Annotated in this window: 12 protein-coding genes and 3 tRNA genes; 4 read left to right on the top strand and 11 right to left on the bottom strand. The window is 47.7% G+C overall.

What is annotated here, in order from left to right:
• From strainIA91_RS07255 to strainIA91_RS07290, 8 genes are all read right to left on the bottom strand, one after another.
• Positions 1-717 carry a DNA alkylation repair protein gene (locus strainIA91_RS07255; protein ID WP_400166117.1) on the bottom strand — a complete coding sequence of 239 codons (717 nt, stop codon included), beginning with the start codon at positions 715-717 and terminating at the stop codon, positions 1-3.
• Between the two features lie 28 nt (positions 718-745).
• On the bottom strand, positions 746-1,198 hold the full coding sequence (locus strainIA91_RS07260; protein WP_400166118.1) for a cupin domain-containing protein: 453 nt from the start codon (positions 1,196-1,198) through the stop codon (positions 746-748).
• 89 nt (positions 1,199-1,287) lie between these two features.
• Positions 1,288-1,695 carry an ASCH domain-containing protein gene (locus strainIA91_RS07265; protein WP_400166119.1) on the bottom strand — a complete coding sequence of 136 codons (408 nt, stop codon included), beginning with the start codon at positions 1,693-1,695 and terminating at the stop codon, positions 1,288-1,290.
• 122 nt (positions 1,696-1,817) lie between these two features.
• On the bottom strand, positions 1,818-2,663 hold the full coding sequence (locus tag strainIA91_RS07270) for a carbohydrate ABC transporter permease (protein ID WP_400166120.1): 846 nt from the start codon (positions 2,661-2,663) through the stop codon (positions 1,818-1,820).
• Positions 2,660-3,577, bottom strand: a complete 918-nt coding sequence (locus tag strainIA91_RS07275) for a carbohydrate ABC transporter permease (protein WP_400166121.1) — start codon at positions 3,575-3,577, stop codon at positions 2,660-2,662. The genes strainIA91_RS07270 and strainIA91_RS07275 overlap by 4 nt, the downstream gene beginning before the upstream one ends.
• On the bottom strand, positions 3,567-4,763 hold the full coding sequence (locus strainIA91_RS07280) for an extracellular solute-binding protein (protein ID WP_400166122.1): 1,197 nt from the start codon (positions 4,761-4,763) through the stop codon (positions 3,567-3,569). Before strainIA91_RS07280 ends, strainIA91_RS07275 begins: the two co-directional genes overlap by 11 nt.
• Positions 4,764-6,809: 2,046 nt before the next feature.
• Positions 6,810-8,930 (bottom strand): glutamine synthetase III, encoded by a 2,121-nt coding sequence (locus tag strainIA91_RS07285; RefSeq protein WP_400166123.1) that lies wholly within the window; start codon positions 8,928-8,930, stop codon positions 6,810-6,812.
• A gap of 361 nt (positions 8,931-9,291) precedes the next feature.
• A complete protein-coding gene (locus tag strainIA91_RS07290; protein ID WP_400166124.1) occupies positions 9,292-9,753 on the bottom strand; it encodes an Lrp/AsnC family transcriptional regulator in 462 nt (153 codons plus the stop codon).
• 215 nt (positions 9,754-9,968) lie between these two features.
• Between strainIA91_RS07290 and strainIA91_RS07295 the strand changes: the two genes are divergently transcribed.
• From strainIA91_RS07295 to strainIA91_RS07310, 4 genes are all read left to right on the top strand, one after another.
• Positions 9,969-10,039: transfer RNA gene (locus strainIA91_RS07295), tRNA-Gln, on the top strand.
• 9 nt (positions 10,040-10,048) lie between these two features.
• A tRNA-Glu gene (locus strainIA91_RS07300) sits at positions 10,049-10,120 on the top strand.
• A gap of 11 nt (positions 10,121-10,131) precedes the next feature.
• Positions 10,132-10,205: transfer RNA gene (locus strainIA91_RS07305), tRNA-Arg, on the top strand.
• A gap of 87 nt (positions 10,206-10,292) precedes the next feature.
• Positions 10,293-12,176 (top strand): metallophosphoesterase family protein, encoded by a 1,884-nt coding sequence (locus strainIA91_RS07310; RefSeq protein WP_400166125.1) that lies wholly within the window; start codon positions 10,293-10,295, stop codon positions 12,174-12,176.
• 56 nt (positions 12,177-12,232) lie between these two features.
• On the opposite strand, the gene strainIA91_RS07315 is transcribed toward strainIA91_RS07310, so the two are convergent.
• From strainIA91_RS07315 to hydG, 3 genes are read right to left on the bottom strand one after another with little or no spacing between them, the layout of a single operon-like run.
• Positions 12,233-14,938 (bottom strand): T9SS type A sorting domain-containing protein, encoded by a 2,706-nt coding sequence (locus tag strainIA91_RS07315; RefSeq protein ID WP_400166126.1) that lies wholly within the window; start codon positions 14,936-14,938, stop codon positions 12,233-12,235.
• Positions 14,939-14,979: 41 nt separating this feature from the next.
• Entirely contained in the window at positions 14,980-15,228 is a 249-nt protein-coding gene (locus strainIA91_RS07320) for a hypothetical protein (RefSeq protein WP_400166127.1), read from the bottom strand.
• Positions 15,215-16,735, bottom strand: coding sequence for a [FeFe] hydrogenase H-cluster radical SAM maturase HydG (gene hydG / locus strainIA91_RS07325; RefSeq protein WP_400166128.1), 1,521 nt, complete (start codon positions 16,733-16,735; stop codon positions 15,215-15,217). The genes strainIA91_RS07320 and hydG overlap by 14 nt, the downstream gene beginning before the upstream one ends.
• Positions 16,736-16,743: the final 8 nt, after the last annotated feature.

Genomic DNA, 16,743 nt, shown 5'->3' on the forward strand with positions numbered 1-16,743 from the left:
TTATTCTCTCTCCATGGCTTTTTTCCGCAAGTCCTGTGGCATTTTTTCGATAGCATAGCGCAGGGCCGTCCGGGGCATCCTGTCTTTTCGATCCATGACAAAGTCAAACACGGCTTTTTGATCTGCCTGGCTTGCCGCTTTCAGCATCCATCCATATCCTTTTTGGACCAGATCATCCGGATCCTGGAGAAGAATATGGGCAATGCGAAAAATCTCAGTGTGAAACTTCCCTTTACGGGCAGGAATAATGAGGGATACTGCCGCCGCTCGGCGCACCCAGCGGTTTTGGGACCCAGCCCATCGCCTGAGTTCGATGATATATTCTGGATACATCTCAAGGAATGCTCCTACCGAATGGTTACACAATGTATCACACGATGCCCAGTTGGACACATACTTGTCAATCCACGATTCAAAAATGCGGAAATCTTCCGGTTCATACCGTTTATGCACATAATAGGACCAGTGGCAGGCAATAAAGGACTCCTCAAGCCGGCCGGATTTCCACAGTTCCTCACAGATTTGAAAAATCAGGGACTTATCATGATCTTGTATTTCCTTGTAAATTTCTTTACCGATTTGAGTCACTGTTGAAGTCCTGACCCCGTAAGGATGGATTGTTTCCTTAAAGAAACGCTGGCTGGATTCCCGGGTCTTTTCATCAATATGTCGAATTAACTCATTCCGAATTTTATGAACCGTATCACTTGTTTTCATTAAGAAACCTCATGGATTGAATAGTCATTTACGGATTCGAAGATAAAACAGTGAAGGGCATATTTTGAATCCCTGCGTAAAACACAAGAATTTCCGCCGTTTCATCACCTTCATTGATGCCGTAATGAAGGGTATTCACGACTTCGACGATGGGATCACCGGCTTTCAGTTTAAACACATCACCCTTTTCCGTATAGACGGTAAGCTCACCCTTGAGGAGCACACCCGCGTTGATCACCGGATGACTGTGAGTGTCCAGGCGTGTCCCGGCGGGAATGGAGATTTTCAAAATGGTGATTTCCGGCTGTCCCTTCGGATATTCCGGCAGACGTGTTCCATCCCAGCTGTGGGTTGTTTTCACCAGCTCCCGGACTTTCAGGGAATCCGGAGTTTTCTGACTTGCAGTATCAGTTTGTTTTGCCGTACAGCCGAAGGATAAAAGAACCAGACACACCGTGAGCAGATAATAAGTTTTTTTCAAAATCGTTTCTCCTTTCCACATTGATAAGGCATAAACCGGGGTAAAAAGCTATGAAAAATCAGATTGAATCCAAAATGAAACACGAAACATCAGGACAGTGTGTCCGGGGAATCGATGATTTTCACCAGTCTGAAATGAGTGGCCATCATGTCGAAATCATCGGTCAGATCATATTCCGGCCAGCAGTGCCGGTGTGCTTCGCGGAAATGTTCCGCATCCCGGCAGACTTCACCCATCCACAGTTTATCGGGAAAATTTCCAAATGTAGTTCTATATACCTCCGTAATTTCAATCAGGCAACGGAGTTTCTGATGATTGTCGTAAACTTCCACCAGGTCACCTGTCTCCCACCCGCCGTCATCGTAATCACCTTCAGGTAAGTCGTATTCATCGGCTTTACACACCGTAGCGGTTTTTTTACCTTCCAACACTTCCCGGATCAGGGAGTCGTCATTTTCATCTTCCCCCCAAAATTGCATGCGTTTGAATCGGGTCATGGATCCACCTTTCATCGAGTATTCATCTGATATACCGGAAAAGAGCACAACTTTTTCCAGCCAGAGTAAAATTATTAAAAAAGGATAAAAAAAACGTTTAAAGAATGGATATGTGGAAGAAATCAACCTTTTATACCCGATTGGGCAACCCCTTTGACAAACCATTTCTGGAAGAGGAGAAAGAGTCCCAGCACCGGTGCCACCATCATCACACCGAAGGCCATAATATCCCCCCACTTCAGAGGAGGCAGGGTCCGGAATGTGGCAATCGCCACCGGCAGAGGACGGACAGCTTCACCGCTGGTAATCATGAGGGGCCAGAGAAAGAATCCCCAATACATCAGAAAGGTGACAATAGCTACCGTAGCAAAAACCGGCTTTGCGTTCGGCACAATGATTTGTGCAAAAGTTCTGAAAACACCGGCCCCGTCGATGCGGGCGGCTTCTTCCAGTTGCCGTGGCATGCCGATAAAAAAGGAATAAAAAAGGTAGATGCTCATGGCGTTGGCAATAAAGGGGAGAATCTGGGCCAGATAGGTATCCCGCCAACCCAGCCGGGTGATTTGGAAAAAGAGGGGCGCGGCAATGGATTCAAAGGGAAGAATCATCAGTGCGGCCACTCCCATAAAAAGGACATCCCGGCCTTTCCAACGGAGTCTGGCAAAGGCATATCCCGCCATAGAATTGATTAAAAGTCCGATCAGAACGATAGACCCGGTAATGACGATGGAATTGAGCATAAAGCGTCCGAGATTCACCCGTTCAAAGACATCAACATAATTTTGAAATGATGCTTCCGCCGGCACAAAGGCCTTGAGGGATCCTGAATCGGCCATCACACGCTCATCGGGTTTCAGGCTTCCCACCACCATAAAGAGAATGGGGGATATGTACAGGAAGGTCAGGATCAGGAGTATGCCGATTTTAAATCCTTTAAGGATCGTGGTTCGGATTGAAGAGCGACTCATTCAATTTCCCTTTCCTGTTTGGCTGCAGACCGTTGAACCAGGGTAATCACTAAAACCAGGATAAAGAAAATCACAGTCATGGCAGAGGATTGTCCTACCTGCTGACGGTTAAAAATGGTTTGTACAGTTTCATACATCACTGTGGTACTGGCACCATTGGGTCCCCCCTGGGTCATAATTTCCACCTGGTCAAAGACCCGAAAAGCCAGGATGGTAGTCACCAGGGCAGTAAAAATCAATGGATTCCGGAGTTGAGGCAGGGTGACATGGACAAATTTCTGCCACTGGTTTGCCCGGTCGATTTCAGCAGCTTCATAGAGGACATCCGGGATAGATTGGAGTCCGGCCAGGAGAATCACCATTTGAAAACCCACTCCCTGCCAGATGGAACAGAGCATAATGGCCGGTAGGGCAAGATACGGGTTGTGGAGAAAATCCTGGGGAGAAATTTGTCCGAAAGAGATAAACTGCAGGAAGGCATTGATCATTCCATCGGCACCTGGTGCATACATGAGGATCCACACGACAGAAACCAGGGAGAGGGGAAAAACCACGGGCATAAAAAAGAGGGTCCGGAAAAACATAATCCCTTTGAATTTTTGATTGAGAAAGAGGGCCAGTCCCAGAGCCAGAACTGTTTGCAGGGGAACGACAATCAGGGCAAAAAGGCCGTTATTCATAAGAGCCCTGAGAAACGAGGGATCGGTCAAAACCCGTTGATAGGCTTCAAACCCGATAAAGCGCGTCGGTAAGGGAGATCCCATCCGCAAGTTGGTGAAAGAGAGTCCGATGGCCAGTAAAAAAGGAAATGCCATAAACAGAGCCAGTCCCAGCACAGCCGGCAGGGACATAAGCCATCCTCCCAGGGATTCGGATTGGGTTTGTCGAATGTTGAGAATTTTTTTAATATGCATGATTCACCATGGGATATCCCTGATTATCCTTGATATCCAAATTGATCTCTTGTGTAGCTCTATTGAGAACCTGCTGGATTTTCGCCCCGTGGCTGATATCGAGGAATGCCTGTTGAAACACAGTGGTAATGACAGGATAGGCGGGTGTACGGGGTCTTGGAACAGCGTAACCTTCAGTCAATTGCCGGGCAAAGAGCCGGAGTGGACTCCCTTTTTGGTACTGTCGGGAAGCCTCCAGGGCTGAATATGTAGCGGGGACAGCCCCGTTGGCATCGGTCATGGCCACGATGGATGAATCCTCCAGGAGGAATTCAATAAAACGGGCGGCCATTTGGGGATATGGGCATTTTCGGGTCATTCCCCAGCTCCAGGATCCTTGCCCCGTTTTGCTGCCGTGTTCAAAATCCGGAAGGGGTATAAGCACCAGGTCTTCACCCCAGGCCTGATGATACCGGGGATATTCCCAGTGGCCAACCCAGGATAAGGCGACCCTGCCTCCCACAAAGGCATAATCATCTACATTCATATCCACCCGTTTTTCGTCATGAATCCATGATTGGAAATATGTCATGACCTTTACAGCTTCCGGGCTGTTCAAAGACCCGGTTGCTGATTGAAAGGAATCCCGGTTGATCACATCGGCGCCACCGGAGATCAAGGGAGGCATAAAAGCAAAGGTAAACCACTCCCCCCGGTAGTTCATTTTCAAATCCAGGACCTGTCCATCAGGGTCCTGATCTGCCAAATCTTTCAGAATTTTATCAAACTCTTCGATGGTCCAGGCATTGGCCGGTGAGTGGGGAATCCGGGCCCCCACTGCTTCCAGGCGGCTTCGGCGTCCATATAGAGCCAAACCTGCATCAAACATACCCAGGGTATATAATTTTTCCCGGTAAGTTCCCTGTTTCAAAACAGAGGGGATTACATTTTTCAGTACAGATTGGGAAATAAGGGAATCCAAAGGCAACAGGTGTCCCTGCCACACATAGTTGTACATATACGGCCCGTCAAACTCCAGAATATGGGGCAAATCCCCGGCAAGTGCCGCCGCCTGGACCTGGGAATTATAGGATCCTTCGGGAAGAAGTGTCAGTTCGATTTCGACTGAATCCTGATTTGTATTGAACGTTTTCACCAGGTGCTGCAGGACTTCCCGTTCCGATTGCCGTCCTGCATGTCCCCACACCTGCAGAACGGTTCCATCTGCCTGTGGAGGGGTTTGGGAGCAGGAAAAGATTGAAGTGAAGGTTAAGGTTAAGGTTAAGGTTAAGACTGAACCACATGAAATAAGCGAGAAGAATTTCGCAAGGGAGGTTGGGAATAATTTTTTTATGTGAAGGAAGATCATGTATGAATTTTCATATTATTCAATATAACAGTTCCATATAGTATACAATTTTGTGGGGGAAAATTCCAGATACGAAGTATCGAGGGACGAGGAGCGAGAAAGTGACGCATGACAAGGGGTCAAGCACCTCACTTCATTCGGTGTTCAATAGCCGTTGTGTGGTATTCCAACGCCTGACGGCGTTCAAACCCCATTTCATGGGGTTCAAGCACCTCACTTCGTTCGGTGTTCAATCCCAGCTATGCGGATTTCAATGAGCGTGGACTTCTATTTTGAACACTGCGTAGCAGTGCTTGAATGCTGAGCGCAGCGAAGCAATTGAACGGCACGAAGTGCTGCTTGAATTATTAAACTCCACTTCGTGGTGTTCATGAACCGCTGTGTGGTATTCCAACACCTGACGGCGTTCAAACCCCATTTCATGGTGTTCAAGCACCTCACTTCATTCGGTGTTCAATAGCCGCTACGCGGCTTTCAAACGCTGCTTCACTGCGTTCGATCTTCAATCCCAGATATGCGGATTTCAATGGGTGACCTCTTTTTTGAACACTGCGTAGCAGTGCTTGAATGCTGAGCGAAGCGAAGCCATTGAACGGCACGAAGTGCCGCTTGAATTCTTGATCGCTGCTGTGCAGCGTTCAAGTCCATTATCTTTCATAAGCTGGTATCTTGATATGACTGCCGCAAAGTTTAAATGAGGACTGTATTTAATCCATTAAATTATTCGAAACAACACATATATGTATAACAATATTATCTTGCATTGTGTCGTATTTCGCTGTATTTTACCCCCGGGGTGGGGGGCGCTACCTAATCGAAATCATATATTCCATCTCTCTAATAAACCCATCATCAGATCAGAAAAAAACCGCAGTCATTTTTCTGAAGCTGGAAGTTGGAAGCTGGAAGTTGGCGTCGCTTCGCTCCTGGGGTTTCAGTTGAAAGTCAACAGTCGACAGTCGACAGTCGACAGTCGACAGTTTGTGACTTTCCGAAGTCCACTTCGCTCATATCTGGGATTCAAGCACCTCACTTCGTTCGGTGTTCAATTCCAGATATGCGGATTTCATTGGGTGAGTTCTTTTTTGAACACTGTGAAGCAGTGCTGGAATGCTGAGCACAGCGAAGCAATTGAACGGCACAAAGTGCCGCTTGAATTCTTGATCGCTGCTGTGCAGCGTTCAAGTCCATTATCTTTCATAAGCTGGTATCTTGATATGACTGCCGCAAAGTTTAAATGAGGACTGTATTTAATCCATTAAATAATTCGAAACAACACATATATGATTAACAATATTATCTTGCATTGTGTCGCATTTCGGTGTATTTTACCCCCGGGGTGGGGGGCGCTACCTAATCGAAATCATATATTCCATCTCTCTTATAATCCCGGTTAAAAAGCAGTTAAAGCCCCCAATTCTATTAATTATATTTAAGAAGTTAGAAGTAGGGACAGGCCGTAGTCTGTCTGAAGCTGGCGTCGCTTCTGGTGTTTCAATCAAATGAATCAAACCAATCCCTCTGCGTCTCTGCGCTCTCTGCGGGAGGCATCACCCAAAATCCCCCTGCATCTCTGCGCCCTCTGCGGGAGGCATCACCCAAAATCCCTCCGCATCTCTGCGCTCTCTGCGGGAGGCATCACCCAAAATCCCTCCGCATCTCTGCGCCCTCTGCGGGAGGCATCACCCAAAATCCCCCTGCGTCTCTGCGCTCTCTGCGGGAGGCATCACTCAAAATCCCCCTGCATCTCTGCGCTCTTTGCGGGAGGCATCACTCAAAATCCCCCTGCATCTCTGCGCCCTCTGCGGGAGGCATCACTCAAAACTCAACACTCCAACTCAGCGGCAGGACATGTCCTGCCGCTACAACTCTCCACTCTCCACTCTAAACTCTATACAGGATTTCTTCATAGACAGGAAACGGCCAATGTTGTTTCGGTGTATGGCATTCCAGCCAGTCTCCTTCATCCCGGAGGGCATTCATGGCGGACCGTAACACATTGCGCATCGTCAGGCATTCTTTGATGTTTTCAGGGTTGCAGGATGGGTATTGAGAGGCTGCCGATTCGAGGGATTTGAGATTTTTCATAAAGGCCAGGACATGCCTTCGATAGTTTTGCACAAGATCTTTTTCGGCACCATGGGGAATACCCGTATCACTTTGAATCTTTACGAGCTCCAGGAGTTCTTTCTGATACAGCAGAATAGCGGGTAAAATCCCAGTCTGGGCCATGCGGATCATGGTATTGACCTCGATCCGGAGCTGTTTCATGTAGGTATCAATATAAATTTCCGCCCGTGCTTTCAGTTCGGACAGGTTAAAAACCTTCTGTCGTTGAAAAAGGGTAACATTTTTTTCCGCCAGGAGTTCCGGATAGACATCCAGAGAGGAGGGATATTCAGGGAGCCCCCGTTTTTTTGCCTCATGCCGCCATGCTTCCGCATATCCGTTCCCATTAAAGACCACCCGTTTGTGTATTGTATAGGTTTCGAGGACCAGCTCCTGGGCTATTTTCAAGGGATTTTCCGACGATTCCAGTTTTGTGGCAAATTCGTCCAGCACATCGGCTACAATGGTGTTCAGCATGATATTGGGTCTGGCGACAGAGGCCAGGGATGAAACCATGCGGAATTCAAATTTATTTCCTGTAAAAGCAAAGGGAGATGTCCGGTTCCGGTCCGTATTATCCCTCAGGACCGGCGGCAGGGTATCCACGCCACCCTGGAGAGTTTTTGTAAATTCTTTCGTACTGTCTGCTCCTTTTTCCAGATTTTCCAGGAGGTGGGTGAGAAAATCCCCCAGAAAAATGGATATGATCGCCGGAGGAGCCTCATGTTGACCTAGTCTTTCATCGTTATCCGGTGTAGCGGCACCTATACGAAGCACATCTGCATGAATATCCACTGCCTTGATGATGGCCGTCAGAAAGACGAGAAAACGGAGTTTTTCTTCCGGTGTAAAGCCCGGTTCCAGGAGATTCACGCCCTGATCGGTCACAATAGACCAGTTATTATGTTTTCCCGATCCGTTGATGCCTTTGAAAGGCTTAGCGTGGAGCAGGCAGACCAGGTCGTTCCGCTCGGCAATTTTACTGATCGTATCCATCACCAGCTGGTTATGGTCAGTGGCAATATTGCAGTTATTGTGGATGAGTGCCAGTTCATATTGTCCCGGGGCTACTTCATGGTGTTTGGTTTTGGCACTGATGCCCAATTTCCAGAGTTCCACATCCACCTGTCGCATGAAATCGGTAATCCGTTCTTTCATACTCCCAAAGTAGTGGTCCTCCATTTCCTGTCCTTTGGGCGGCGGTGCACCGAAAAGAGTCCGTCCTGTAAATTGTAAGTCGGTCCGACGGTTGTAATAAAATTTATCCATGAGGAAATATTCCTGTTCAGCCCCAACAGATGCGTGGACCCGTTCTGTCCGTGTATCTCCGAATATCCGGAGAATGCGGAGGGATTGTTCAGACAGAGCCTGCATAGACCGCAGAAGGGGTGTTTTTTTGTCCAGGGCTTCTCCGTGATAGGAGTAAAAAGCCGTGGGGATATAGAGAGTAACGCCCGTCAGATCCTCACGTAGAAAGGCCGGTGATGTGGCATCCCACACGGAATATCCCCGGGCTTCGAAGGTGGAACGAATCCCGCCGGAGGGAAAAGAAGACGCATCCGGTTCACCCTGGATCAATTCCTTTCCGGAGAATTCCATTACAATCCGTCCCGGTCCAGCATTTTCAATAAAGGACTCATGTTTTTCAGCCGTGATCCCGTTCATGGGCTGAAACCAGTGTGTATAATGGGTTGCCCCTTTTTCCAATGCCCACTCTTTCATGGCATTGGCTACATAGTCAGCAATATCATGATCTAAAGGACGTCCTTTTTCAATGGTATCTTTTAATTTCAAATAAATATGTTCCGGCAGGCGCTGCTGCATCACCTCGTCGCTGAAGACATTGGACGCAAAAATCTCCGTTACCGGTTGGGTTGGGATGGATTTTGTGTTCATGGGATTCCTTTATTTTTGGTTCTGGGGTTCAGGGGTTCAATAGCCGCTACGCGGCTTTCAAACGCTGCTGCACAGCTTTATCAGAAGTTGGAAGCTGTAGGGACAGGCTGCGGCCTGTCTGAAGTTGGCGTCGCTTCGCTCCTGGTGAATCAATCGATATTTGACTTTCGACTTTCACCTTTCGACTTTCACCTTTCGACTGACGACTTCCTCGCCCCTCGCTACTCGCACCTCCCCTGTGAAATACGCTTCGCTTATTTCACGGGGCTCGCTACTGTCTTTCGACTTTCGACTTTCGACTTTCGACTGCCGACTGTCAACTGCCGACTGCCGACTGTCTCATCACTTTCCCCTCGTTCTCTCAGGATTCCAGTTCTGTCTCGTCCGGTTCGATGAAGGTACTATCCTTAAAGGTGCTGAGGACCACATGGGTCTCAGTCCCTTTGACGCCTGGCCAGCACTGGATTTTGCTCAGAAGTTTTTCAAGGGAGACGGTGTTTTTGGTGCGGACTTTTAAAAGATGGGAACCGCCTCCGGTGATGGAGTGACATTCCTGAATGGCCGGTTCCTGAAGGGCGTAGTCAATCAAATCCTGGTAATGAATCGCAACGCTTTCAATCATGATAAACGCCGTGATATCCTTGTTCAGAAGCTTCGCATCCACATGGGCATGATAACCCCGGATAATTCCCCGCTCTTTGAGTTTTATAATCCGGTCCCGAATTGCAGGGACCGTCAAATCGGTCTTTTCAGCTAACTCGTGATAGGTGATACGACCGTTTTCCTGAAGAGCCCGTAAAAGCGTTTTATCTGTCTGATCCATCTTCCCTCCTGATTTTGTCGAAAATTATATTTAATTAAGCAAAATGCAAATATTTTTTTAATAATTTAGGTATTATTCTGAATAATCTTATTTTTTAAAGTACCGCATGGATATGAAACATCTTTTAAAGAGATCAAAAACCGATATAAAGGTAAAAATTATCCGTTGCAGTTTTTTCAGGAACTTATGTATATTTGCAGGCTTTGTTGAGATAGTGGGTTGTCGTCCAATGGCAGGACATGCGGCTCTGGACCGTAGAATCGGGGTTCGAATCCCTGCAACCCAGCACGGACATGGCGCGTTCGTCTAGCGGTTAGGACGCTGGCCTCTCACGTCGGTAACACGGGTTCGAGTCCCGTACGCGCTACGCGATCAGATGCGCCCTTAGCTCAATTGGATAGAGCGTCTGGCTACGGACCAGAAGGTTGGGGGTTCGACTCCTCCAGGGCGTACACAGGACCGGTTTGATTACCGGTCCTTTTTGTTTCCTGTCAAATTTTTCGTAGCTTTATCCTGAAATTCAAATTAAGGAGAAAACAATGATCCAGAAAGCTGCCTTCTTCATCCTTTTTATACCCATGTTGCTAGTGGGGAAAAATCTTCATGGAGTCTTGCCCACATCACCGGGGGTTCCCGTATCGGGACAAAGCAGCCGGATAGTGACAGAAAACCCGGATATTGACATTATCCGGGATGATGAAGGGGACCGTCTGGCCCGTATCCGCTTTACTACCCTTGTCCCCTCCCCTGCTGTCCGGGTCTATTACGGCATTATCATTCCCGATGACGTGTTGCAGGCACCCCGTTACCGGTGGTCAGCTACAGAAAAAAGTGATACCCTGTCCACCCGGCATACCGTATATCTGAATCTTGAGAATCTCTTTTCAAAATATGCAGATATTGACAGTGTCTTCAGAAAACATGACGGTGGAGTTGTTGTCTATCGTCTGGAAATCCGTAATCCCCACGCTGCCAGTGCCCATTATTATGATAACCGGTTTCGTTTTAAAGGAAACCAGCGTACTGCATGTATCTCTGAAGGCCCATTTATTGATCTGGTGAAAACGCATAGCGCTGTTTTCAGTTGGGAAACAGACAATCCGGCAATAAGTGCCATGACTGTTGACGGAAAACGATACATTGCAGAAAGTACCCCGTCTACCCAACATCAGATCCAGGTTACCGGATTACACGGCACAGAGCATCATTATCATATTGAAATCACAGATGACACGATTTCATACCAGACACCCTCCCGGACTTTCAGCACTCCGGACAATAACAATCATGTTTTGTTTGCCGTGATGAGTGATTCCCGGGCTGCAGCCGGCGGCGGTGCCAGTGATTACAATGCAGTCAACATTGATGCCCTTTCCACCTTGTTGAATCATGCCTATTTCAGAGGGAGCGAGTTTGTGCTGTTCGGCGGGGATCTTATCGGGGGATTCTGCAGTGATCCGGAGGATTACCGGAGCCAGATGAAGTCGTGGAAACAGATCACAGCCCAAACCGGATCCATGATTCCTATTTACGAGGGGATGGGAAATCACGATGTGACCATTGACATTTACCGAAATGAACAGGGATACTGGTATTATTTGGATAAAAAAGGAAAGGAAAACTCTCAGGCCCTTTTTGCAGAAGCCTTTGTGAATCCGGAGGATGCTTATCCGGCCCCGGAACATCCTGAAGCACCTTCATATCGGGAAAATGTCTACTTTTTTGACCGGGAGAATGTCCGGATCATCTCGGTAAACACAAATTACTGGTATAGCTCGCGTCCCGAAGAAACAGGGGGCAATCTCATTGGCTACATCATGGATAAACAGCTGGCCTGGGTGGATAGTATTGTGGCTGATGCAGATAAAAACGCTTCCATAGATCATATCTTCCTGTTCGCCCATAGCCCGGCTTTTCCAACCGGGGGGCATGTCAGTTCAGGCATGTGGTGGTCCGGCGGGGATTCCCTGAAAAATCGTTATTCGAATGGTTTACCCCTTGACCGCTCTTATGTGGTGAAACGCCGGAATGAATTCTGGCATGCCATTGCTTCATCACCCAAAACCCGGGCAATGTTTTTTGGTGACGAACATAATTATTCACGTCTTTTGGTTGATAAAGATCTCCCTGCCAATCCTGATGGTTCCCCGGAATATTTCAAATATCCCGTGTATCAAATAATTACAGGCGGCGCCGGTGCACCCTTTTATGCCAAAGATCCTGAAACACCCTGGCACAATAAGGTGGATACTTTCAGCGGACTCAAACATTATATCCTGGTCGAAACACATCAACACAGTGCCTGGATTTATGTATACGCAGAGTCTGGACAGCTGATTGAAAAACTTCAGATTGCAGAGAATGGCAAGACCATGGAAAAGGATACGATGCGACCTGCCCCGGCACGAATCGGGCATTTCTGAGACAATTCTTTTCATGTAAACTATGGATAAAACCGGGGATGATTCCCCGGTTTGTTTTATTTAATCAAAAGAATCTTTCTGCTCTGGTTTACATCCCTGTGTGAAAAACGAACAATATAAACACCACTTGAAAGCCGTGAACCGTCAAACACATATTGATAGCGCCCGGCTTGTGGAAATGTCTCGACATATCCTGCCACTTCCCGGCCCCTTACATCATAAATCCGTAAAGAGACCTCTCCCCTCTCTTTAAGTCTGAAAGGAATCACGGCCGTGGCATTAAAAGGGTTGGGATAAACGGGATCCAATGTTGTTTTTTCAGGTATCAGCGGCTTTTGCGTGGAGACATAATCCCCATCAATTAATTGAATTTTTGCCGCATCCGCTCTCAGGCAGAACTGAGATGTGGCATTTGTCTGACTCACCGTGAAACAAACGTCTGATCCTTCAGGTAAATAGGATTCAAAAATTTTCCGCCAGTCCCAATAGTCCCGGTTCTGGTTCAAACGAATGCTATCCACCGTCACCCCGTTCACTTTCAGGATGTAATCGGTCTCATCGCAGGCATTTTCTGTTTTGGGAATCATTTCCTCTACTGAATAAAGTCCGGAAACTCTCGGTTTGAAGAGATAATGTACGGCAGACGGACCATCAGACAGTTTCGCATAGCGGCTGGTTTCTCCATAGGCCTGTGTGATGGATGTGGTCCAGGAACCTTCTTCTATGTAGTTTTCATCATCCTCATTATCCACGATTAAATAGTAGTTGTTTATATTGATATCGATGGGGATCCTTATTTCATGATCACCGGGATCCCAAAGAATTCGGAGGGTATCAACCACATGGGTTTCTGATTCATGGTACCAGGCCAGGTAAATTGTATCTCTTGCATAGGGCCCCAATTCTCCGGTAATATCTTCCAGGATGAGACCCTCCGCGTGTAAGAGAGAGATGTTTTTAAGAGTCACCGGTGTTATGCCGCTGTTTTGCAGGGGGATATCAATCAACAAGGTATCGTAGAGACTCGCATTCTCTTCCAGAATATTTGTTTTGTGGGTGTGCAGATATCCATCGGTATAACAGGCACTGAGATGAACCACATCCAGGATTAAATCCTGATGTTGGAGTGAATAATTCCGTCCGGTAAATTCCACACGGGGATGATCAGCCGGGTCCAGATTGACGGTTCCTCCAAAGATCCATTGATGGGGTTCCACACCGTGATGAAAACGGTTCATCAATATCACCGTATCTTCTGTCACGTACCGGACCGTCAGGCGGTCTACCGGATTGGCTGTTTCCGGAACCTGGAAAAAAAGATTCCAGGTGTCTTTTTGCAAGCCGCTTAGATCAAAACCGGCAGTCACGGAGTCACCCGGCAAAACGGGGGTAGTCCGGGCGCTTGTACCCCATGCCCAGTTGTCCGTCTGTTTCCAGTAGCCACGGGATTCGTCATATTCCGGACTTTCATCATCCAGCCACACATCATTTGGGCGGAAATGGTAGTGTTCAGTGGTCAGGTTTCCCACAGTATCCGTCACAGCGACTCCCAGCCGGTACAGATCATCCGCCGGAATTCCCAGGCGGACAAACCAGGTATTTTCTCCAATCTCCATGGGCTCGGGAAGAATCAGCTCCTTTTTGACATTTTCCACGGCAACAAAGGGATGTATCTGAAAAATAGGTTCATTCGAGGTGATGCTAAGTTGAATACCAAAGGCATCCTCTTCCACCTGAAGATCCACCTGGGGTGCAATACTATCCGGGGTTCCCAGCCAGGCCTGCATGGCATCTACACCCGTCAGGTAGTGATATTTCACATCCGGGTACTCTTCACCCAGCGATCGGACCACTGAATGGATACGTCCGGTTTCCGTCACGTAATCGGTTTCCGGCAAATGAGCCCAAATACACATCAGGCGGTCTTCACCGGCATTGACTTCTTCAAAAACAGGGCGCATCCGGGATTCACTGACCCACCCAAATCCCACAGACCGGGTATTCCAGCTCCGGCCGTCCCCGGGAATCTGATAATTTTCCGGACTGGGATGATAGGGAATAAATGTATTGGGGGCATCGACCCACACATAGACATTGTTCACGGGTTCAGAATCTTTTTTCATCTCCCATGTCCAGTTTGCCGGCCAGGCATTGTGCATGGAAAAGGGAATAAAGTCATCCAGATCCGCCTGCCATTCATTGTCCATATAATGCCAACCGCTTCTGAAAGAGACGGGAAAGACATCCTCATACAATAAATAATGTCCGATGGTTTCCCAGAAATCCTGCCGGCAGTTCACGAAAGACGGGGTTTGATTCCAGACCCAAATCCCATCTCCGTTGTAATCACTCCACTCCCAGGTGTGATAATGGAGCGTCAGTTCATCACCATACTGTTTGATGGCTTCACCGTGATATTTTTTCATCAGGTACAGACACATGGTGTTATTCAGGGGGAAATTGGTGTTGGTTGCATTGCGAAACATATTTCCGCCGTGCATCCACCATGTCTGTGGCATGATACGCCCTTCCGAATCTCTCAGGGAATCCCGGAAAACCGGGTCCATAATGGCATAGGCATTCCTGGAAGGATCCGTGTACAATCCCTGCCGGTAATAATTGTGCTTCACGCGGGTATTGGCACCTTCCCAAATTCCCGTATCCGAACCAATGACCAGGTATAAATTTCCCCCGGCCGTTAACAGGCTCACAAACAGAAAAATTGTGATTATAATCCAAAGAAAATTATTTTTATGTGTCATCTTCACTCCGGGTATCTTGACTAAAGATAACAAAAATCGTATCAAGAATCATCCTCAACCAGGGTATTTAATCGGGTAAGCACCTCATTTTTCACGATTTCAGGGAGTTCATCGGCAATCAATCCGTAATGCTCATTGATTTGAAACCGGACTCCGGCATAGAGGTTATCTCCTGTCCCGGCGATGTAGGACCAGCGTTTTCCGAAAATTTGACACACCGCCAGGGAGATGCCATAGTTTTCGTGGATATCCCGGCAGAGTTCATTGATTTTTTTTTCAGATATAGACATCCCGTTCACCGGTGGAAATTCGTTGGTAATAGTTTTCAAAATTTTCCAGGAGTTTCCCCCGTTTGAAAAAAGGAATTGACCGGATTTCCGCCAGTTCCTTTTCCAGGAGTTTTTCACCGACGGCTTTGGTTTCCGGCGAAGCGTAATCTTCCAGGTATTCCTTAAAAGTGAGGACGGCATTCAACTTGCAAAATTTTCCCTCGGTGCAGCTTTTCAAAAGACCCATAATCTTGTCCCCGGTCCTGCCGCAACGATATCCGGCCGTACAAAAACTGGTGATCATATCCATTTCCGCCAATTCACGGACCACATCGTCCAGTCGACGGGTATCACCAAGGATAAACTGTTGGGCGTCTTCGTCCTGGTCTCCCTGTTGGACGTTGTTCAACACTTTCAGGGCTTCCGTATAACCACCAATCCCAATTTTTGTCGAAGCATCGGTCTGGGTACACCCTACTTTGATCACTTCCCTCCGGAGTTCCGCCCGTTCACGGGCTGTGATAATGAGTCCTGTATAGGGAACACTCAGCCGTAAAATTGTGACCAGTTTCTTGAAGGTGTCATCATCGACTTTCCAGGGAGAATGGGTTGTAAGCCAGGACCCGCTGGCCGGGGTCATCCGGGGAAAACTGATGGTGTGAGGACCGATACCGAACTGTTGTTCCAGATCCATGGCGTGGTACAGGAGTCCCATGACCTCAAATTTCCAGTCATACAGCCCAAACAGGGCACCGGCAGCTACATCATCAATGCCGGCATCCATGGCACGATGCAAAGCATACAAACGCCAGCGGTAATTGGCTTTCAATCCCGCCGGATGCACCCTGGCATAGGTTTCTTTATGATATGTCTCCTGAAACACCTGATAGGTGCCTATGCCCGCTTCCCAGAGTTTTTTCAGATCCCCGATGCTCATGGGAGCAGCATTGACATTTACCCGGCGGATTTCACCATATCCACTCCGGGCAGGGACCTTTACTTTATAGATATTTTTAATGGCATCGGCCATATAATCGGCATCGGACAGGGGATGTTCACCAAAGACCACAATCATCCGCTTGTGCCCTTCAGAAACAACTGCCCGGGTTTCATCCTGAACCTCATCCATGTTCAAAATCCGGCGCTTTTCCCGGGTATTATCCGTTCTGAATCCACAGTATACACAGCTGTTCACACACAAATTGCTGCAGTACAGTGGGGCAAAAAAGACAATCCGGTTGTCGTACACCTTCCGCTTGACTTCCAGTCCGGTGGCATACATTTCTTCCCACAGATCAGGATCTTTTACATGAATCAATGCCGCTGTTTCTTCAGGATCCAGACGCTCAATGGCCAGTGATTTCTGCAGGATTTCCCGGATTTTAACCGGATCAGGATTATGACCCTCTTCCAGATTTTTCAGAATTTTCCCTTCATCAATGAAATCTTTCCCGTTGATCAGGTATTTGTCAATTTCTTCCTGTTTGATTACCTGGTCTATCCAGGCAGCAGTGGATTGTACGGCCATAGCGGCTC

The organism is Candidatus Neomarinimicrobiota bacterium, assembly GCA_041154365.1.
Classification (GTDB): Bacteria; Fidelibacterota; Fidelibacteria; order Fidelibacterales; family Fidelibacteraceae; genus Fidelibacter; species Fidelibacter multiformis.

Excerpts from the sequence above, each read along its gene's own strand:
- strainIA91_RS07320 (WP_400166127.1), bottom strand. The coding sequence starts at position 15,228 with ATGTCTATATCTGAAAAAAAAATCAATGAACTCTGCCGGGATATCCAC.
- strainIA91_RS07315 (WP_400166126.1), bottom strand. The coding sequence starts at position 14,938 with ATGACACATAAAAATAATTTTCTTTGGATTATAATCACAATTTTTCTG.
- strainIA91_RS07285 (WP_400166123.1), bottom strand. The coding sequence starts at position 8,930 with ATGAACACAAAATCCATCCCAACCCAACCGGTAACGGAGATTTTTGCG.
- strainIA91_RS07290 (WP_400166124.1), bottom strand. The coding sequence starts at position 9,753 with ATGGATCAGACAGATAAAACGCTTTTACGGGCTCTTCAGGAAAACGGT.
- strainIA91_RS07265 (WP_400166119.1), bottom strand. The coding sequence starts at position 1,695 with ATGACCCGATTCAAACGCATGCAATTTTGGGGGGAAGATGAAAATGAC.
- strainIA91_RS07255 (WP_400166117.1), bottom strand. The coding sequence starts at position 717 with ATGAAAACAAGTGATACGGTTCATAAAATTCGGAATGAGTTAATTCGA.
- hydG (WP_400166128.1), bottom strand. The coding sequence starts at position 16,735 with ATGGCCGTACAATCCACTGCTGCCTGGATAGACCAGGTAATCAAACAG.
- strainIA91_RS07310 (WP_400166125.1), top strand. The coding sequence starts at position 10,293 with ATGATCCAGAAAGCTGCCTTCTTCATCCTTTTTATACCCATGTTGCTA.
- strainIA91_RS07275 (WP_400166121.1), bottom strand. The coding sequence starts at position 3,577 with ATGCATATTAAAAAAATTCTCAACATTCGACAAACCCAATCCGAATCC.
- strainIA91_RS07270 (WP_400166120.1), bottom strand. The coding sequence starts at position 2,663 with ATGAGTCGCTCTTCAATCCGAACCACGATCCTTAAAGGATTTAAAATC.